The sequence below is a fragment of the Halomonas sp. SS10-MC5 genome, assembly GCF_015992245.1.
Taxonomy (GTDB): domain Bacteria; phylum Pseudomonadota; class Gammaproteobacteria; order Pseudomonadales; family Halomonadaceae; genus Halomonas; species Halomonas sulfidoxydans.
In genome coordinates, this window is record NZ_CP065435.1 from 3,360,852 (window position 1) to 3,379,891 (window position 19,040).

General features: G+C 67.7%; 17 protein-coding genes. 7 read left to right on the forward strand and 10 right to left on the reverse strand.

All coding sequences use genetic code 11. The features are described 5' to 3' along the window. Positions 1-15: 15 nt before the first annotated feature. On the reverse strand, positions 16-393 hold the full coding sequence (locus I4484_RS15670; protein ID WP_197448165.1) for a RidA family protein: 378 nt from the start codon (positions 391-393) through the stop codon (positions 16-18). Positions 394-678: 285 nt separating this feature from the next. Here I4484_RS15670 and modA point away from each other — a divergent pair, with 285 nt between their 5' ends. Genes modA through modC form a run of 3 tightly spaced genes read left to right on the forward strand, consistent with a single transcriptional unit; the run spans position 679 to position 3,214 of the window. Continuing rightward, on the forward strand, positions 679-1,452 hold the full coding sequence (modA, locus tag I4484_RS15675) for a molybdate ABC transporter substrate-binding protein (protein WP_234283730.1): 774 nt from the start codon (positions 679-681) through the stop codon (positions 1,450-1,452). An 8-nt stretch (positions 1,453-1,460) separates the two neighbouring features. Then, positions 1,461-2,153, forward strand: a complete 693-nt coding sequence (gene modB / locus I4484_RS15680; protein WP_197448167.1) for a molybdate ABC transporter permease subunit — start codon at positions 1,461-1,463, stop codon at positions 2,151-2,153. Next, on the forward strand, positions 2,150-3,214 hold the full coding sequence (modC, locus tag I4484_RS15685; RefSeq protein ID WP_197448168.1) for a molybdenum ABC transporter ATP-binding protein: 1,065 nt from the start codon (positions 2,150-2,152) through the stop codon (positions 3,212-3,214). Before modB ends, modC begins: the two co-directional genes overlap by 4 nt. A gap of 28 nt (positions 3,215-3,242) precedes the next feature. Here modC and I4484_RS15690 read toward each other — a convergent pair whose 3' ends face one another. From I4484_RS15690 to I4484_RS15715, 6 genes are all read right to left on the reverse strand, one after another. Further along, positions 3,243-3,611 (reverse strand): winged helix-turn-helix domain-containing protein, encoded by a 369-nt coding sequence (locus I4484_RS15690; protein WP_197448169.1) that lies wholly within the window; start codon positions 3,609-3,611, stop codon positions 3,243-3,245. Between the two features lie 86 nt (positions 3,612-3,697). Continuing rightward, entirely contained in the window at positions 3,698-4,552 is an 855-nt protein-coding gene (locus tag I4484_RS15695; protein ID WP_197448170.1) for a universal stress protein, read from the reverse strand. A 113-nt stretch (positions 4,553-4,665) separates the two neighbouring features. Further along, positions 4,666-6,156, reverse strand: coding sequence for a SulP family inorganic anion transporter (locus I4484_RS15700; RefSeq protein WP_197448171.1), 1,491 nt, complete (start codon positions 6,154-6,156; stop codon positions 4,666-4,668). A 339-nt stretch (positions 6,157-6,495) separates the two neighbouring features. Further along, complete coding sequence (locus I4484_RS15705; protein ID WP_197448172.1) at positions 6,496-7,410, reverse strand: DMT family transporter; 915 nt, start codon at positions 7,408-7,410, stop codon at positions 6,496-6,498. 65 nt (positions 7,411-7,475) lie between these two features. Next, positions 7,476-8,279, reverse strand: coding sequence for a slipin family protein (locus tag I4484_RS15710; RefSeq protein ID WP_197448173.1), 804 nt, complete (start codon positions 8,277-8,279; stop codon positions 7,476-7,478). Positions 8,280-8,343: 64 nt separating this feature from the next. Continuing rightward, positions 8,344-9,804 carry a nodulation protein NfeD gene (locus I4484_RS15715; protein WP_197448174.1) on the reverse strand — a complete coding sequence of 487 codons (1,461 nt, stop codon included), beginning with the start codon at positions 9,802-9,804 and terminating at the stop codon, positions 8,344-8,346. A 317-nt stretch (positions 9,805-10,121) separates the two neighbouring features. Between I4484_RS15715 and I4484_RS15720 the strand changes: the two genes are divergently transcribed. From I4484_RS15720 to I4484_RS15730, 3 genes are all read left to right on the forward strand, one after another. Further along, positions 10,122-11,294, forward strand: coding sequence for an ABC transporter substrate-binding protein (locus I4484_RS15720; protein ID WP_234283743.1), 1,173 nt, complete (start codon positions 10,122-10,124; stop codon positions 11,292-11,294). 205 nt (positions 11,295-11,499) lie between these two features. After that, complete coding sequence (locus I4484_RS15725; protein ID WP_197448176.1) at positions 11,500-13,194, forward strand: ABC transporter permease; 1,695 nt, start codon at positions 11,500-11,502, stop codon at positions 13,192-13,194. Next, positions 13,191-13,826: an ATP-binding cassette domain-containing protein gene (locus I4484_RS15730; RefSeq protein WP_197448177.1), complete on the forward strand. Its 636-nt coding sequence runs from the start codon at positions 13,191-13,193 to the stop codon at positions 13,824-13,826. Before I4484_RS15725 ends, I4484_RS15730 begins: the two co-directional genes overlap by 4 nt. Here I4484_RS15730 and I4484_RS15735 read toward each other — a convergent pair. The 3 genes from I4484_RS15735 to I4484_RS15745 all read right to left on the reverse strand — a co-directional run bounded on the left by I4484_RS15735 (position 13,816) and on the right by I4484_RS15745 (position 17,250). Beyond that, positions 13,816-14,409, reverse strand: a complete 594-nt coding sequence (locus tag I4484_RS15735) for a hypothetical protein (RefSeq protein ID WP_197448178.1) — start codon at positions 14,407-14,409, stop codon at positions 13,816-13,818. The genes I4484_RS15730 and I4484_RS15735 overlap by 11 nt on opposite strands. Before the next feature lie 94 nt (positions 14,410-14,503). Next, the gene (locus tag I4484_RS15740; protein ID WP_197448179.1) at positions 14,504-14,782 is read right to left on the reverse strand and encodes a hypothetical protein; all 279 of its coding nucleotides are present in this window, start codon (positions 14,780-14,782) and stop codon (positions 14,504-14,506) included. A 128-nt stretch (positions 14,783-14,910) separates the two neighbouring features. Continuing rightward, the gene (locus tag I4484_RS15745; RefSeq protein ID WP_197448180.1) at positions 14,911-17,250 is read right to left on the reverse strand and encodes a PqqD family peptide modification chaperone; all 2,340 of its coding nucleotides are present in this window, start codon (positions 17,248-17,250) and stop codon (positions 14,911-14,913) included. A 293-nt stretch (positions 17,251-17,543) separates the two neighbouring features. Between I4484_RS15745 and I4484_RS15750 the strand changes: the two genes are divergently transcribed. Continuing rightward, positions 17,544-18,500 carry a sulfurtransferase gene (locus tag I4484_RS15750; RefSeq protein ID WP_197448181.1) on the forward strand — a complete coding sequence of 319 codons (957 nt, stop codon included), beginning with the start codon at positions 17,544-17,546 and terminating at the stop codon, positions 18,498-18,500. Positions 18,501-19,040 lie beyond the last annotated feature (540 nt).

Consider the following 19,040-nt stretch of genomic DNA (forward strand, 5'->3'; position numbering starts at 1 on the left):
AGCAAAGGTCTAGCGTCAGTAGGGATAATCGCCGCCGGCGACGACAGCCGCCGTGACGGTGATCTCCACCCTGAGCTCATCGGCGGGCATGGGCGCGCAGACGCAGGTGCGCGCCGGCGCATGGCCGGTGGGCACCCAGGCATCCCACACCGCGTTCATGGCGGCGAAATCGCTGCCCTCCTTGAGGTAGATCGTCGCCGTGAGCAGGTGCTCGCGATCGGAGCCGATCTCGGCGAGCAGCGCATCGACCCGGGCCAGCATGCTCTCGGTCTGCTCGGTGATGTCGCCGTGGCGCGCCTCGGGGCCGGCCACCTGACCGCACAGGTAGGCGATGCCGTGGTGGATGACGGCGCGGCTCATGCGCGCCTTGGTATCGTGACGAACGATGGTCATGCTTCCTCTCCTTGAACGTAGGCCGGCCGATTCTACCGCATCGTCGGGCGCCGCCGACGTCGGGACGAGCGGCGAAGCGGTGGCCATGCCGGCCTTCGATGGGTCGTTCATCATGCCATCGCTCAGGGAGGGCGTCATGGGCCAGCCCCGGGACATACCTCTCGCGCGGTATGGCGCGCTCGGCGTCGCATATGGCAACATACGGCGGATCGTTATATCCCGAACGATATGACGATGCCTTGCCTGCGCCGACCGAATCTCAAGGGACAGCCGTGGAGACCTCGCGTGCCCCACCTTCTCAAACGCCTGCTGGCGGGCATGACCTCCTTCGCCCTGACGCTGACCGTGGCCCAGGCCGACCAGGCAACGGCCCGCATCGCCGCCGCCGCCAGCCTGCGCCCCGCCATGGATGAGCTCGTTGCCGACTATCGGTCCAGCCATCCCGGCGCAAGGCTCGAGGCAGTCTACGGCTCATCGGGCAGCTTTCGCGCCCAGATCGAGAACGGCGCCCCCTTCGATCTGTTCTTCTCTGCCGACATGGACTTTCCCCAGGCGCTCGAGGCAGCCGGCCATGCCGCCGGCGAGGCAGTGCCTTATGCCGAGGGTCGTCTGGTGCTGTGGAGCGGCGGAGACGACGCTTCGACCCTGACGCTCCAATCCCTGACCGAGGAACGGTTCCGGCGCATCGCCATCGCCAACCCCCGCCACGCGCCCTACGGCGCTCGAGCCGAGGAGGCGCTGCGCTCCAGCGGCCTGTGGGACGCGCTGGAGCCGAAGCTCGTGTTCGCAGAGAACATCGGCCAGGCCCTGCAGATGGTGCATAGCGGTGCCGCCGACGTCGGCATCCTGGCGCTGGCCCAGATGCATGGCCCGAGCTTGGAAGGGGCGGCGTTCCAGGTGATCGATGCCGATCTTCACCAGCCCCTGGAGAATGGCTACATCATCACCCGGCGTGGCGCCGAGAATCCTGCCGCCCGGGGCTTCGCCGCCTTCGTGCAGAGCCCCGAGGCGCAGCGGATCCTCGAGAACTACGGCTTTTCCATCCCGCGCAGCCACTGAGGGTGACGATGTTCGGCCTGACGCCCTCCGATTGGGAAGCCCTGCGACTGACCCTGCGACTGGCCCTGATCAGCACGGCGCTGCTGCTGGTGCTGTGCCTGCCGCTGGCCTGGTGGCTGGCTCACACCCAGCGCCGGGTGAAAGTGGTCGTCGAGGCGCTGGTATCGCTGCCGCTGGTGCTGCCTCCCACCGTGATCGGCTTCTACCTGCTGATCCTGCTCGGTCCGCGTGGCGCCGTGGGCGGCACGCTGGAGCGCCTGGGCGCGAACCACCTGGCCTTCACCTTCACCGGCCTGGTGATCGGCTCGATGATCTATTCGCTGCCTTTCGTGGTGCAGCCGATGCAGAACGCCTTCCAGGCCATGGGGCGTCGCCCGCTGGAGGTGGCCGCCACCCTGCGGGCCGGCCCGCTGGACCGCCTGGTGTCGGTCGTGCTGCCGCTATCGCGCCAGGGTCTGCTGACTGCGGCGGTGCTCTCATTCGCCCACACCCTGGGCGAGTTCGGCGTGCTGCTGATGATCGGCGGCGGGATACCGGGCCAGACCCAGGTCGCCTCCATCGCCATCTACAGTCATGTGGAAGCCATGGACTACGCTTCCGCCCATCGCTTGTCGCTGTTCCTGATGCTGGCGGCGTTCCTGCTGCTGGTCTGCGTCTATGCGCTCAACAAGCGCTTCAAGATCGTGAGGATGACGCCGTGAGCGTCGCGGGCAGCTTTCGGCTGACGCGCGGTAGTTTCGTGCTGGAGGCCGAACTGAAACTCCCCGAGCGGGGTGTCACGGCGCTGTTCGGCCGCTCCGGTTCGGGCAAGACCACCCTGCTGCGCTGCCTGGCCGGGCTCGAGCGCAGCGAGGGCTGGCTGACGGTCAACGGCCAGCGCTGGCAGGCCCCCGACCACGTCCTGCCGGTGCACCGTCGCCCGCTGGGCTACGTCTTCCAGGAGGCGAGCCTCTTTCCCCATCTGCGGGTGCGCGACAACCTGCGCTACGGCTATCGACGAGTCGAGCCCAGCCGTCGCCGCGTCGACTTCGACGAGACCGTGAAACTGCTCGGCCTCGAAGCGCTGCTGGAGCGTCATCCCCAGGCGCTCTCAGGCGGGCAGCGGCAGCGAGTCGCCATCGCCCGCGCCCTGCTCGCCAGCCCCCGCCTGCTGTTGATGGATGAACCCATGGCCTCGCTGGACGCGACCAGCAAGGCGGAAATCCTGCCCTATCTGGAGCGGCTGCACGCCCACCTCGAGATTCCGGTGGTCTACGTCAGCCACGCCCTCGACGAGGTGACCCGCCTGGCGGATCACATGGTGCTGCTGGAAGCGGGCCAGGTACTGGCCGCCGGCCCCTTGCACGAGCTGCTGGTGCGCAGCGACCTGCCGTTGTCCCACGCCGACAACGCCGCCGCGGTGCTGGAGACACGCGTCGAGGGATACGATGCCGACCGGCAGCTCGTCGCGCTGACGTGCGGCGCCGGGCGGCTGTGGGTCTCGCGGGAAGCGGCATCGCCGGGCAAGCGGCTGCGGCTGAGCATTCACGCCAGCGACGTGGTAATCAGCCTGACGCCGCCCCAGGATGCCAGCGTTCTCAACTGCCTGCCGGCGCAGGTGGCCGAGATCAGCGACGACCCCCACCCCGGCCATTTGCTGGTACGCCTGGCAGTCGCCGAACAGATGCTGCTCTCGCGCATCCCCCGCGAGGCTTCCCAGCGCCTGGCCTTGCACCCAGGGCAGCAGGTGTATGCCCAACTGCGAGGCAAGGCGCTGTCATGACGTAGTCGCGCCACGCCAGGCGGGATGATCAGGAAGGCGTTGGCGAAGCGATCAGAAGAGCGGCGAAGGCCTCCATCTCCTCGGCCACCGCCTCGCTGGCGATGCGCTGCATGCGCAGGTAGCGCGCCAGGACGTCCTCACCGAACGGGGTGAGGCTGGCGCCTCCGCCGCCCTTGCCCCCGGTGGCCGTGTTGACCAGGGGCTCCTTGAAGCACTGGTTCATGGTATCGACCAGCAGCCAGGCGCGCCGATAGCTCATGCCCATCTGGCGGGCTGCCGCGGAGATCGAACCGGTCGCGGCGATGGCCTCGAGCAGTTGGACCTTGCCCGGGCCGATGGCGATGGCGCGGCCCAGCTGGACACGCAGGCGAGGAGTCGACGGATTCGGGGCTGACACGCTGGCCTCCTTGGAGCGTCATCGACAGGATGCTACCACTGCGCACGCTGCGCTGGCATCGGGGTCCCGGCCGTCGGGAGCCATGCTCAGCGCAGCAGCAGCACCGGCCCCCTGGCCCGGCGCAGCATGGCGGTGGTGGTGCTGCCCACCAGCAGGTGGCGGATGCGCGAGTGGCCGTAGGCGCCCATCACCAGCAGGTCGATGGCGTTCTCTTCCTGATAGGCGCGCAGGGTCTCCTCGACCTCGCCGGCACGGATCGCCCCCTCGGCCTCGTGGCCGGCCTCGCGCAGCGTGGCCAGCGCCCAGTCGAGCTGCGAGCGGTTGTCGCCGGTCTCGGCGCCGACGATCACCACGTGCACCGGGATGCCGTTGAACAGCGGGCTCTTGGCCAGCATCTCGACGCCCTTGCGGGTGGTCTTGCTGCCGTCGAAGGCGAGCATCACCCGCTGAGGCTGCGTGAAGGTCTCCGGCACCATCAGGATCGGCCGATGCAGGGCGCGCACTACCCGCTCCAGGTTGGAGCCCAGGTGCTCGCTGGCCTGGTGGGCGGTCTCGCCGCGCTTGCCCAGCACCAGCAGGCGGATCTCGTCCTGCAGTTCGGCCAGCGTCTCGACCAGGGTACCGTTGCGCTGGCGCGTGCCGGGGTTACCCACGCCATCCTCGACGGCACGCTCGCAGGCCGCCCGGAGCATCAGCCGGCCCTGCTCCTGGGCCACCTTGGCGCGCTGCTCGTCGAGCTGCGAAAGCTCCTCGAGCAGGTGCTCGCGGGAGCCCAGCCCGATGTTGCCGGAGAGATCCGCCTCGGCGGTCTGCGGGTGGTTGTCCACCACGTGGAGGAAGGTCAGCGGCGCGCCGAGCGCCAGGCTGGCCCAGGCGGCGTAGTCGCACACCCCAGTAGAGAACTGCGAGCCGTCGATGGCGGCCATTACCTGTTCTGTCATGGTGTCGTTTCCCATGCTGGCATTGTCGTCGCAGCGCTCAAGGACACTGCGACGCCCGATTCGACCCAGCGGGCCGCGGCTCCTTCAAGAGGAGCACCGGCCCGCGATTGGCGTCAATGGCCGCCCATCAACTTTTCCACGGCAGCCGGATCGTCATGGATGGCGTAGCGGTCGACGATGGTGGCGCTGGCCTCGTTGAGGCCGATCAGCTCCACCTCGGTGCCTTCACGGCGGAACTTGATCACTACCCGGTCCAGCGTCTGCACGGCGGTGATGTCCCAGAAGTGCGCGCGCGACAGGTCGATGGTGACCTTCTGCACGGTTTCCTTGAAGTCGAAGGCATTGCCGAAGCGCTCCGAGGAAGCGAAGAACACCTGGCCGACTACCCGGTAGATGCGACGGCTGCCGTCATCGGCCTCTTCGGAGCCGATGTAGAGGATGTTGCCGACCTTGTTGGCGAAGAACATCGCCGCCAGCAGCACACCGACGAACACGCCGATGGCCAGGTTATGGGTGCCCACGGTCACCGCCACGGTGGCCAGCATGACAAGGTTGGTGCTCATCGGGTGCTTCCTGAGGTCGCGGATCGAGGCCCAGCTGAAGGTGCCGATGGAGACCATGATCATCACCGCCACCAGCGCGGCCATGGGGATCTGCGACACCCAGTCGGCGAGGAACACCACCATGATCAGTAGCACCACGCCGGCCACGAACGTGGAGAGACGCCCGCGGCCGCCCGACTTCACGTTGATCACCGACTGGCCGATCATCGCACAGCCGGCCATGCCGCCGAGCAGGCCGGCGCCGATATTGGCGATGCCCTGCCCCTTGCACTCGCGGTTCTTGTCGCTCGGGGTATCGGTCAGGTCGTCGACGATGGTGGCGGTCATCATCGACTCCAGCAGGCCCACCACGGCGAGCATCACCGAGTAGGGCAGGATGATCCACAGCGTCTCGAGGGTCAGCGGCACGTCGGGCCACAGGAACACCGGCAGGGTGTCGGGCAGCTCGCCCATGTCGCCCACGGTGCGGATCTCCATGCCGCTCGCCATGTAGACGGCGGTGAGCACCACGATGCACACCAGCGGCGAGGGAATCGTCTTGCCGATCCTGGGCAGGTAGGGGAACAGGTAGATGATGCCGAGCCCGGCCGCCGTCATGGCATAGACGTGCCAGGTCACGCCGGTCAGTTCGGGAAGCTGCGCCATGAAGATCAGGATCGCCAGGGCGTTGACGAAGCCAGTGACTACCGAGCGCGAGACGAAGCGCATCAGGTCGGCCAGCTTGAGGTAGCCGGCGACGATCTGCAGCCCCCCGGTGAGCAGGGTCGCGGCCAGCAGGTACTCGAGGCCATGGTCGCGCACCAGGGTCACCATCAGCAGCGCCATGGCGCCGGTGGCCGCCGAGATCATCCCCGGGCGACCGCCGGTGAAGGCAATGATCACGGCGATACAGAAGGAGGCGTAGAGCCCCACCTTGGGGTCGACGCCGGCGATGATGGAGAAGGCGATGGCCTCGGGAATCAGGGCCAGCGCGACCACGATACCGGCGAGGGAGTCGCCCTTGAGGTTGGAGAACCACTCTTGCTTGATGGATCGGATCATTCTTCGGTCCAGTCGATGGGTTGCATACCAGCCGGCGCCAGCGCCGGAAAGTACCAGGGGTCGAGTCGCAAGCGTCCCTTGGCTTGGCGTCGAAGACACCGCCCTGGGGCTGATCAAACAGGACTCAATGAAAAAAGCGGGTACGGGCGGGATGCCCGTGACATCGGCTGATGTCGAGCGGTGGTGAGCCGATGACGGCATCACCCGGGGAGAGAGAACGCTAGGGCGGCGTGGCCAGCCCGGTTAGAGGAGTCAGCACGTAGCGTCGCATCCTTGGTCAGGGGAACTCGCGGGGCTCGGTTTTCAACCTGACACGCCCCTCACGAGCGGCGCATGGTATCAGAGACCACGCTGCGCTGCACCCCGCCCCCGCAGGCGCCGTTCCAGCCGGCGCTCATAGAGCCCCTTGGCCAGCAGCGTGCCGAGCACCAGGGCACCGCCGATCAGCGCCACCGGCGCCGGCCGCTCGCCGAGGATCCACCACACCCACAGGGTGCCCACCACCACCTCGAGCAGCATCAACAGCCCCACCTCGGCGGCCGGCAGGTAGAGCGGCCCGCGCTGGATCAGGGTGAAACCCAGCGGCAGCAGCACCAGGCACAGCAGTACCAGCAGCAGCAGGCTATCGGCCGGCGGCAGCGCAATGCCGCCGCCGGCCAGGCCGAACAGTGCCGCCACGGCCGCGACGATCAGGCCGGAAAGGGTCAGCATGGGGCTCATGTCGACGCCCGGGCGGGTGCGGCAGAGGGTGAAGTTGGCGGCCAGCGCCGTCGCCGCCAGCAGCGCGAAGCCGTTGCCGATCCACGAGCCCGCCCCGGTATCGTCGAGCACGATCAGCGAGGTACCGAGCAGGCACAGCCAGATGGCGAGCCAGGTACGCCGCGGCAGCCGCTCACCGAGAAACAGCCGCGAGAGCAAGGCGGCGATCAGCGGCGCCCCGGCCAGGATCATCAGTACGTTGCCGCCCTTGGTGTACTGGTTGCCGAGCACGAAGCCGAAGGTGGAGAAACTGAACAGCAGCGCCACGCCGATGCCGGTCCCGCCGCAGCGGCGGTAGGCCGCCAGCGTGCCGGCCCCGTGCCGCGCCAGCATGAGGAGGATGAAGCCCAGCGCGGTCAGCAGCCCGCGCCACAGCAGAATCTCGCTGTCGGGTAGACCGATCAGCTTGATCAGCAGGGCGTCGGGGGAAATGATCAGCGCACCGCCACCGGTCAGCAACAGCCCCTGTTGGCGGTGTGAAAGGGAGTGGAACAAGGCGACCTCATCTTCCGTCAGGTCGCCTCAGGATGCCACGCCCAGGCGGGCGTGGCACGTTTCGTTCAGCCTTCGCCCAAGTCGTCTGGTCTCGTTCCCGCGTTGCGCGCCTGAGCGGCCGGCGAGGCCTGCATGTGCTTGAACGCCTCCATGATGTCCATCGGCAGCGGGAAGACGATGGTCGAGGCGTTCTTGTTGCTCATGTCGCTCATGGTCTGCAGGTAGCGCAGCTGCAGCGCGGCGGAGTTCTCGGCCATCACGTTGGCCGCCTCGACCAGCTTCCTGGAGGCTTGCAGCTCGCCCTCGGCGTGAATCACCTTGGCCCGCCGCTCGCGCTCGGCCTCGGCCTGGCGGGCGATGGCGCGAATCATGCTCTCGTCCAGGTCGACATGCTTGATCTCGACGTTGGCCACCTTGATGCCCCACTCCTCGGTCTGGGTGTCGATGATCTCCTGGATGTCGTCGTTGAGCTTGTCGCGCTCGGAGAGCATCTCGTCGAGATCGTGCTTGCCCAGCACCGAGCGCAGCGTGGTCTGGGCCAGCTGACTGGTGGCGAGGGTGAAGTTCTCGACCTGGATGATCGCCTTCTCCGGATCGACCACGCGGAAGTAGAGCACCGCGTTGACCTTGACGGTGACGTTGTCCTGGGAAATGACGTCCTGCTCCGGCACGTCCATGGTGATCACGCGCAGGTCGACCACGCTCATCTGCTGGATCCCGGGAATCACGATGATCAGCCCCGGCCCCTTGACCGACTGGAAGCGACCGAGGAAGAAGATCACGCCACGCTTGTATTCCGGCAGAATGCGGATCGACGCGGCGATCAGCATGAACAGCAGCACTACCGGCACGAGATAGGAAATCATCATGAGCACACTCCTCGATATGTCTGGCCTCGATGTGTCAGGTTGCCCCTGTCGCGAAAGCGTTCCCTTACTGCGCCGCCCGATCGGCGGGCACGACCACGAGCGTCAGCCCCTCGACCGCCACCACCCTCACCTCCTGGCCGCGCGTCAGGGCGGCACTGCTGCGGGCATTCCAGCGCTCGCCCCTCAGGCGGACATGGCCCTGCCCCTGAAAATCCTCCTGGGCCACGCCAAGGCTGCCGACGAGCTGCTCCTGGCCGGTACGGGCAGGCCGCCGGCGAAGACCGGCGAAACGGATCAATACCCACAGCATGATCCCCGCGGCCAGCAGGGCGATGCCGCCGATCAGGGGAAGGGAAACCGCCAACTGTTCTGAGTCCATCAGCATCACCGAACCGATCACGAAAGCCACGATCCCCCCCATGCCGAGAATGCCGAAGCTGGGCATCAGCGCCTCGCCCACGATCAGGCCGAGCCCGACCAGGATCAGCGCCAGACCGGCATAGTTGATCGGCAACAGCTGGAAGGCGAACAGCGCCAGCAGCAGCGAAATCACCCCGATGGTGCCCGGCACCAGGCTGCCCGGGTTGGAAAGCTCGAAGATCAGCCCGTAGAAGCCGATGATCATCAGGAAGTAGGCCACGTTGGGGTTGGTGATCACCTGCAGCAGCTCGGTGCGCCAGTCGGGATCGAAGCGCTCGATGACGAGGTCTGCGGTGTTCAGGGTGCGCTCGCCACCCGCCATCACCACGTCGCGCCCGTCGATCTGGGCCAGCAGGTCGTCGATGTCGCTGGCGACCACGTCGATCACGCCACGTTCGAGCGCCTCGCGGGAGGTCAGGTTGACCGCCTCGCGCACCGCCTCCTCGGCCCAGTCGGCGTTGCGGCCGTGACGCTCGGCCAGGCCGCGAATGTAGTAGACGGCGTCCTCGAGCACCTTGCGCTCCATGGCGGTCTCACCGCGCCGGGGAGACGGCTCGGTGTCCGCCTGCTCATCGCCGGCCTCGGCGCCATCCCCGGCGGCCTCGTCGCCATCCCCGGCGGCGTCCTCGTCAGGAGCTTCCTCCGCGGGATCGTCCATGCCGGGCAACCCCCCGCCCCCCATCTGCACCGGGGTGGCCGATCCCAGGTGGGTCGAGGGGGCCATGGCGGCCACGTGGCTGCCGTAGAGCAGGTAGGTGCCGGCGCTGGCGGCGCGCCCACCGCTGGGAGAGACGTAGATGGCGACGGGCACCTGCGATGCCAGCATGGCGCGGATCATGCTGCGCATGGTGGCATCGAGCCCGCCCGGGGTGTCCATCTGCACGATGACGAGTTCGGCATCGCGAGCGGCGGCACGTCGCAACCCGCGCTCGAAATAGTCGCCGGTAGCCGGCCCGATGGCGCCCTCCACCGTCATGACCAGGGCGATGCGCCCATTCTCCTGAGCCTGGCTCTGCCATGCCAACAGGCCACCGCCAAGGAGCAGACACAGAAAGCTCGCCCACAGCACAAGACGGTGAAACCAGACGACACGGCGCACGCTCATGACAACCTTTCCTCGCGTCGTGATACGGGTATGCTTGTTAAGACCCCACTCTTGGTGTTTCAGTTTCTACTGAAATCAGGTTAGCAGGCCTCGCCATACCACGCCGTGTCGACTTACTCGGGCTCCGCTCGGCGAAGGTGTCAGCATGGCAGCTACCCTCGCGACCGCGGTGTAGGATCCGCAACGATCCGCAACGAGGGGCATCGCACCTGTGGACGGCAGGCTACGGCTCTTCACATGGGGCCACTCTCCAATCCACCCTATCGAGGAGTGAGTCGATGTCGCTGCGTCTACTTCGTGTCCTGCCATTGGCTGCCATGCTCGCCCACCCACTCCACGCAGCCTCCGCCCTGCAGGAATGGGAGAGCGTGCTCGACGAAGCCCGCGGCCAGACCGTCTACTGGCACGCCTGGGCCGGCGACACGCGGATCAACGACTATCTCGACTGGGTCAAGCGCCGGGTCAGGGACGAGCATGAGGTCGAACTGGTGCACGTCAAGATCGACGACACCGGCTCCGCCGTCTCCCGGGTCTTGGCCGAGCGCAGCGCGGGCAATCACGACGACGGCAGCGTCGACCTGGTCTGGCTCAACGGCGAGAACTTCGCCGCCATGAAAGAGAACGACCTGCTGTACGGCCCCTTCGCCGAGCAGTTACCGAATTTTTCCCTGACCCATCCTGAGCACAACCCCGAGGTGGTGACCGACTTCACGCTGCCCACGGAAGGCTATGAGTCGCCCTGGGGCAAGGCGCAGATCACCTTCTACTACGACGCGGAGGCACTCGATGAGGAGCCGCCGCGCAACATGGCGCAGCTGCTCGCCTGGGCCGAGATCAACCCGGGGCGCTTCACCTATCCGCGCATACCCGACTTCCTCGGCAGCACCTTCCTCAAGCAGGCGCTCATTGCCCTGGCCGACGACACCGATGTGCTCTACGAACCGGTCGTGCAGAGCGATTTCGAGGCCGTTACCGCGCCGCTGTGGGAATACCTGGATGCCCTGCATCCCCACCTGTGGCGCCGCGGCCGGCAGTTTCCCGCCAATGGCCCCGAGCTGCGTCGCCTGATGGGCGACGGCGAACTGTCCCTGGCCTTCACCTTCAACCCGGCGGAGCCGGCCGCCGCCGTGGCCGACTTCGAGCTGCCCGAGTCGACCCGCAGCTACGTCCTCGAGGGCGGCACCCTGGGCAACGTGCACTTCGTCGCCATTCCGTTCAATTCGCCCCGCCGGGCCGGCGCCATGGTCGTGGCCAACTTCCTGCTCTCGCCCGAGGCCCAGGCACGCAAGCAGGACCTCGCGGTATGGGGTGACCCCACCGTACTCGACGTGACACGCCTCGACGCCGAGACCCGTTCCTTGTTCGAGCAGGAGAGCGACAACCCTGCCCTGCTGCCGCCGGAGGCGCTGGCCGAGACCCTGCCGGAACCGCACCCGAGCTGGATGACGGCGCTGCAGGACGCCTGGCAGGCGCGCTACGTCGGTCGCTAGTCTCTGTCTGAAAAGTCGGCGAGCGAAGGTCAGACAAGGCAAAAATCGTCGAAAAGACGGAGTTTACGGGGTGTAAATGAGTACTTTGAGCCGATTTTTAACGCGGTATGACCGAGCGCAGCCAGTTTTCGGACAGGGCCTAGGACACGCTGAAGATGGCCAGATGCACTCGCCGACACCACCTGGCGGCAGGTAACGCGCTTTGATGCTGCGCCTCGCCCCACTGCTGATCGTCACGCTGCTGGTCGGCCCGATACTGGCCGGCCTGACCATGGCGCTGCTGCCTGCCTTCGGCTATCTGCCGGCGCTGGGCGGCGAACGCCTGAGCCTGGCCCCCTGGCGCGAACTGTTCGCCCAGCCGGGGCTGGCGCGTTCGGTGGCGGTCAGTTTCGCCAGCGGACTGGTCACCACCGCCGTATCGCTCGCCGTGGTGCTGCTGTTCCTGGCCAGCGTGTCGGGCAGCCGGCTGGATCGCTGGATACGGCGTATGGTGGCGCCGCTGCTGTCGCTCCCCCATGCCGCCGCGGCCTTCGGCCTGGCATTCCTCATTGCCCCTTCGGGGCTGTTGGCGCGGCTGGTCTCGCCGGAGCTGTCCGGCTGGCAACGCCCGCCGGACCTGCTGATCGTCAACGACCCCTGGGGGCTGACGCTGATGGCCGGCCTGGTGGTCAAGGAGATCCCGTTCCTGCTGCTGATGAGCCTCGCCGCCCTGCCCCAGTTCGATCCCGAGCGACGCGTGGCCATGGCCCGCTCGCTCGGCTATCGCCCCATGACCGCCTGGCTCAAAGTGGTGGTCCCGGCGCTCTATCCGTTGATACGGCTGCCGGTCTACGCGGTGATCGCCTACGCCACGGCAGTGGTGGATGTCGCCCTGATCCTCGGCCCGACGCTGCCCCCGACCCTCGCCGTGTCGATCCTGGCCTGGTACCAGGACCCCGACCTCTCCCGGCGCTTGGTGGCCTCGGCAGGCGCCGTGCTGCAGCTCGGCGTCACGGCGTCGGCGCTCGCCGTCTGGTGGTGCCTGGAGGGCCTCGTCGCCCGGCTGGGTCGGGCCTGGCTCGCCCGCGGTGGACGCGGCCAGGGCGAGCAGCCGTTGCGCCTGGCGGGCAAGGGGCTGATCCTGCTCGCCTCGCTTACCGCCTTCGTGGGCCTGGCCGGTCTCGCGCTCAGCTCCATCGCGGGCCTATGGCGCTTTCCCGATGCCCTGCCCCAGGCCGTGACCGCCGCTCACTGGTTGCGCGCCCTGCCAACCCTGGCAGGGCCGGTCGCCACCACGGCGCTCATCGCCATCGGCGCGACGCTGATCGCCCTGGCCTTGACGCTGGCGGCGCTCGAGAACGAGCAGCGCAGCGGGCGCCATCCGGCCGAGGGCAAGCTGCTCTCGGCGCTGACGCTGCTCTATCTGCCGCTGATCGTGCCGCAGATCGCCTTTTTGTTCGGCCTGGTGGTGGTGATGGAGTCGCTGGGTACGCGGCCACGGCTATGGCTGGTGATCTTTGGTCATCTGCTGTTCGTGTTGCCCTACGTGTTCCTGTCCCTTTCGGAAGCCTACCGTCGCTTCGACCCGCGCTGGTCGCAGCTCGCCCTTAGCCTTGGCACCTCCCGCCACGCCGTGTTCTGGCGCGTGCGCCTGCCCATGCTGCTCGCCCCGCTGCTCACCGCCGGTGCCGTGGGTCTCGCCGTCAGCATCGGCCAATACCTGCCCACGCTGCTGCTCGGGGCCGGGCGCATCGCCACGGTGACCACCGAGGCGGTGTCGCTGGCCGCCGGAGGCAACCGCCGGGTGATCGGCGTATGGGCACTGGTCCAGGCCAGCCTGCCGCTGGTGGGATTTCTCATTGCCGTGGGCCTGCCGCGGTTGCTCTGGTCCAACCGCCGCGGCATGCGAGGGTCGTTATGAACACATCCCACCACTTGGTGCTGGAGGATATCCATATCGCTCTGGTCGGGTCGCCCCTGCTGTCACTCGATGCCGAAATCGGCCCAGGCGAGGTGCTCACCGTCATGGGGCCTTCCGGCTCCGGCAAGTCGACCCTGCTGGCCTACCTGGCGGGCTTTCTCGCACCGTCCTTTCAGGCCAGCGGACGGATCCTGCTCGACGGGCGCGACATCAGCCGGCTGCCGGCGGAACGGCGCGGCATCGGCCTGCTGTTCCAGGACCCGCTGCTGTTTCCGCACCTCTCGGTCGCGGGCAACCTGCGCTTCGGCATGCCCCGCGCCGTCCCCGACAAGGCAGGGCGAATCGAGGCAGCGCTGGAGCAGGTTGGCCTGGGAGGTTTCGGGTCGCGCGATCCCGCGACGCTGTCGGGCGGTCAGAAGGCGCGTGTGGCCCTGATGCGCCTGCTGCTCGCCGAGCCCTGCGCCGTGCTGCTCGACGAACCCTTCTCCAAGCTCGACCGACCGCTACGCCACGACATGCGCCGGCTGGTCTTCGACCGGCTGCGCGAGGCGGGCCTGCCCAGCCTGCTCGTCACCCATGACAGGGAGGACGCCGAGGATACCGGCGGCCGGGTGATCGAACTCAGTCACTGAGAGCGAGCCTGGGTTTGCTCGACCTGGCGAAGGAGCCTGTCTGAGGTGGGGTTGCACTTCGCTGCCAGAATCGAAGCGTCGATGGGTGGACGCCGAAATGCGCCGGCAGGGTCACGCCGAGGCTCTCCGCCATCATTCCCAGCAGGGCCATGTGATGCACCGTATGGCTGGTCAAGAACGCCAGCTCGCGCGCCAGGCTGGTGGTCAACGACAGGCATCCGCTGGCCCCCTCGACGGGGTATCGCACCCTCAACGTGGCCGACTGATGCGCCTCCAGGCATGACAGCGCGGTGCCGATCGCGACAAGCCTCGCAACGGCCAAGGACGGCTCGGCTTCGAGCCGTTGGTCCCGCCGGCGGTTCTCATAGTCGATACTGCCAACTCCCGCGCCGGCCAGCAGGGCATCGTAGTGGTCGAGGATATGGCGCACGTGCTTGCCCAGGCTCTGGCGCCTCGTCGGGCCGAAGGCGTGCCGATAGACGGCGGGCGCCAGCCGCTCCAGGAACGTCTGCAATTGATGCAGGGCCAGCCGGTTCTCCTCGATGAGGCTGTCGAGACAGGCAGTGTCTTGTGGTTCGCTCATGCGCCTTTCCTCTTGGGTGGACGGGCCTCGGATTGCCGGCTCCGTACCGGGTCACGTCAGTGCCCGGCACGGAACACGGCGGGACGAGACATCCCTAGGTGCCTTCGGCCTCGGCTTCCGCTTCTCCTTCCGCTTCGCCCTCGGCCTCGCCCTCTGGCTCACCTTCCGCTTCAGGCTTCTTCTCCTCGTGCGCTTCGGCCAGCATCAGCGGCGCCTCCTGCCCACTGGTGTAGGCCGGCTGCGTGCCGGCCTCGTCGGCCGAGGCCTGCAGCGCGGCGCCACTGGCCACCAGCGCCAAGGCGGGGGCCGCGTAGCCGAGACGGCGGCTTAGCCGGCTCAGCAGCGTGCGGCGCTTCTCCTCGTGCTCTGTCATATCGTCTTCTCCTTCAGGGTCTTGATGTGAAGGCGGCATGCAGCATAGGGCTGTCACGCCGCCTGGCAACGAAACGGGCTCATCGAGCTCGCTTCGACAGGTGGCCCACATGGTGGGTCACCGGCTGCTCAGTTCCCGGCCGCCATCGAGTCGGCCGGGGTGGGTTGGGAGACGTCCAGTTGAGTCAGCGTGGATTCGACGCCGACCGTCCAGCACGCTCTACCCTCCAGCCAGCGGTCCAGCTGCTGTATCGTCTCCGCCGAAGGGGGCACGCCGCCTGCCGTGCGACAGCCCGGCAGCAGCACCCCCAGGGCGTCGAGCCGGGACAGCGGCGTGGGGGTAGCGGGGGCGGACTCCGTGCCGGCCATGACCCAGACCGGCAGCTCGCGTGGCAGCATCGGGAGAGCTTCCGCCACGCTCCAACCGGCTCCCGGCCCTGGCAGGCCGAGCGGTTCCAGACGCACCTCCTCGCCCTCCGCCGTCAGCCTGACGCCACGGGAGAACCGGCTGCGGAGCGCCGAAGGCAGGGCGGCAAGCGCCTCCCGCGCTTGGGGTTCGCCGGCGACGCATAGCGCGACGCTGCCCGCCGGCGTCACCACCAGATGGGCGTCGATCACCGGCTGCCCCGGCCCCGCGGCCTGACGCAGCAGGAACTCCGTCAGTGCCGGCACGATGGCTGGGAGCGTCAGGCGGGAGGCGATCAGCGTGTCGTTCGATGCCAGAGCATACCCCGCCGCCGCCTTCAGCAACGCCAGCCGCGGCAGTTCCCGGGCCGCCTCGGCAGAGAGCGGCAGAAGTGCGTCCCCAAACCCCGCCTGCAGGCGCTCCATGGCAGCGACGTCGGCCACTTCCAACGCCCAGCGCCGCTGCTCATGGGCCAGCAGCACCGTCTGGCCGGCCTCGTCATTCGCCGACGGTGCGCCAGCAGCAGCATCATGTTCCGGTAGCGCGATCCCCTCGTCGCCACGCTGGCACAGCAGGCCCAGGCGGCACCACTCCGCAAGCGTCGACCCCACCTCTCCGCGCAACGACTCGGCGCCAGGGGCATCCTCCGCCTCGGCGGTCGCCGCCCCCAGCGCCTCGACGATCACCTCGGGTTCGAGCCCCTCGGTGGCCAGCAGCCAGATCAACGCCGCGGTGTCGTTGGGACGATAGAGGCGACCGCTTCCGGCGTCGTAGAGGGCCAACTGCTGGTCGTCGTAGACCTCGCTGACGCGACGGCGCATCAGCTTGGGACGCGGCACACGGCGGCCGGCCAAACCATCGGCCAGCGCCAGGTCCTCAGGCGTCGGCAGGGGAAAGTACGCCAGGTAGCGCTCGGGGTCGGCGGCGGGCAGCAGGCGCTGGAAGCCGCCGGCCCTGGCCAGCTCCGCCTCGGCTTCGGCCAGCGGGTCGGGGGCTTCGGCAGCATCGCCGTCAGCGAGGCCGGTCAGCGCGATCAGGTCGCGCACCAGGTCGCCCTTGATCCCCTCCTCGATGAGCCCGCCGCTTTCCGGTGCGGCACAGGTCCCAAGCGACGGGCTCAGGTTGCATTCGAGGATCCACGGCTTGAGGGTGTCGTCGATCAGGCAGTCGAGCCCCAGCAGCTCGTAGCAGCCCCTGGGATCGGCGCCCAAGGCGGCGGTACGGCTTCGCATCGCATCGACCCCGGCGATGGCGGTAAGACTCACGAGCTCCTCGATGCGCGCGAACAGCGCCGCGTCGTCGTGCCCTTGCTCGCGCAGCCAGGCGCGGTAGCGGTCGAGATCGATGAACTCCACCGGCACCTCGGCGCGGGTGTTGAGCGCATTGATGTCGGGATTGGTCAGCTGGCTGTAGGGGTTGTCGGCGTCCTCCGGGTCCCAGGGCTCGGAGGCGAGCTTGGCGAAGCCTTGGCGATAGAGATAGACCCGCAGCGGCGCGAGTGAGGCGATCAGCACGTAGAGCCGCAGCACGTACTTGTGCCCCCGAATGGTATGCGGTTGGTCGAGATACTCTTGGACCAGCCAGTCGGGCGCCAGCGGCGCCTCGCCGACGTCGCGCAGCACCCGTACGCCCTTGCCCTTGGAGGCATTGGTCGGCTTGAGGATCCAGCGCTGGGCGGGATTGCCCCGAGCGGCCTGCTGCAGCGCATGATAGTCGTGCGGCATGACATAGGCGCGAGGGAAGAAATCCAGCCTCGAGGTCAAGGGATGCTGCGCCCCGAAACCTTCGGCCATGCGCGTGCGCAGGTTCGCCAGGCTCTCGTGCAGCCGGCTCTTGACGGTCAGCGCCGCATTGCCGGGAACGTGGTTGATGCGGCGCCGGGGCGAGGCGTTGCGGAACTGGGCTGGCTCGGGCATGCCGGTCACCCACGCACTGTCCCACTGCTGCGCATCGCCCTCTTCCCAGCCCCGGGCTTCGAGGGCCTCGCGAAAGAACCGATCCTGCTCGGCGGCCCGCCTGCCCGCCAGCCAGAAACGCCGCGGGGGCGGCTGCTGTTCCGTCATGCTCGCGTTCTCCTGTGTCTTGTTTGTCGGGGCGTCGCCACGGATTCGCGGCGTGACCGGCAACCGCCGGGGCCTGGCAGATCCCGAGGCCCCTCCTTTGTCGTTCAGGCTGTGTCGCCACGACTGCGCGTTCCTTACAACCGATAGCAGCCAATCGCCACGCTGTCGCCGGTGAGGTCCGGATCGTTATTCCCCTGGGGAATGTGTCCGACGGAAAGCGTTCTCGACGAAACGTTGCGAGACCAGCACCACCGACCTAGGCTCCTTCCATCCCCAGCGAGGAGGATGGACTCATGCGGATCTCTCTGTTCCTGGCGGCCGGCGCACTGGCGTTTGCCGGTACCGCCCAGGCGATGCACCCCTCTCCCCTGGTCGATGCCGAGTGGCTCGATGGCCAACGAGACAATGACGATCTCGTGGTACTGGACGTGCGCTCCGCCATTGACGACGGCGGCGACCGTGCCGCCTTCGAAGCCGCCCGAATTCCTGGCAGCCGCTACAGCAACTATGCCGAGGATGGCTGGCGCGAAGAGCGCGATGGCGTGGCCGGGCTGATGCCCGACGAGGAAAGCCTGGCCGAGCTGATCGGCGGCCTGGGCATCGGCAACGACACCACCGTGGTCGTCGTGCCCGCCGGCACCGGTCCGACCGATTTCGGCAGCGCGGCCCGGGTCTACTGGACCTTCAAGGCACTCGGCCATGACGAGGTGACCATCCTCAACGGCGGCTTCGCCGGCTGGGAGCAGCAGGGCTTCGAGACCGCCAGCGGCCCGGTCGACCCGCCCGAGGCGGTCTCCTTCAGCACGACGCTGCGCGAGGAGCTGCTGGCCACCGACGAGGAGGTCGAAGCCTCCCGCCAGGCCGGCGAGCAGCTGGTGGACGCCCGCCCCGAGGGCTTCTACCGGGGTGAGGAGCAATCGCCCGCCGCTCGCGTGCCGGGCACCATCCCCGGCGCCGTGAACCTGCCCCACCACGACGCCCTGGTCGAACGCGACGGCGCCTGGTACCTGGAGCCCGAGCGGCTGACGGCGGCCATCGATGCCCTGGCGCTGGATCGCGAGGCCCCCACCGTCGCCTTCTGCAATACCGGGCATTGGGCTTCCAGCGGCTGGTTTCAGCTCAGCGAGGTGGAAGGGCTCGACAACGTCACCATGTACGACGGCTCCATGGCCGCCTGGACCCGCGACGATTCCCGTCCGGTGCAGCTGGCCGATCGCGACACCCTGAGGGTGGGCGAACTGCTCGATTGAATCGCAATGACCACGCTGCGCAGCGGTTCCACTCCTGCGACAGCCCCCTAAGCCGTTCGAGCCGCTGTCCCGGAGCGGCCACCACTTCGACCCGGGACAGCGGAACGAGCCGACTCCTTGGCGGCGGGACACTGGCATCTATTCTGCGTTACAGACAGCAAGGCAATCACACGATTTGCTAAAAAACATCAGAAGAAAGGCCTACCAACCCCACCTAGACGACCTACCTCTTTTTTCGTCTGAGTGCGGGTGAAGCCAGCGCGTTTCCGTGTCGCCGCGCAGCGCCAGGCCCCGCTCACTGTGACGGCGAGTCAAGGGGCCTTATCACGTTGTAAACCCCGCTTTCCTTCCTTTTCGCTGTTGGCCCGGCTGAGTCCGACCCGCCTCCCCTCTGAGATTTCATTACCTAAGTTATGTGAGCATTTCTCTTCGCCGCAGTAGGATTCATCGTCTATACCTATGCAACGTCACCTTTTGACCAGCTTACTATCGAGGCCAGGAAAAGCCCGAAAGCAAGCGTTTCATACTGGCAAAAGGGAG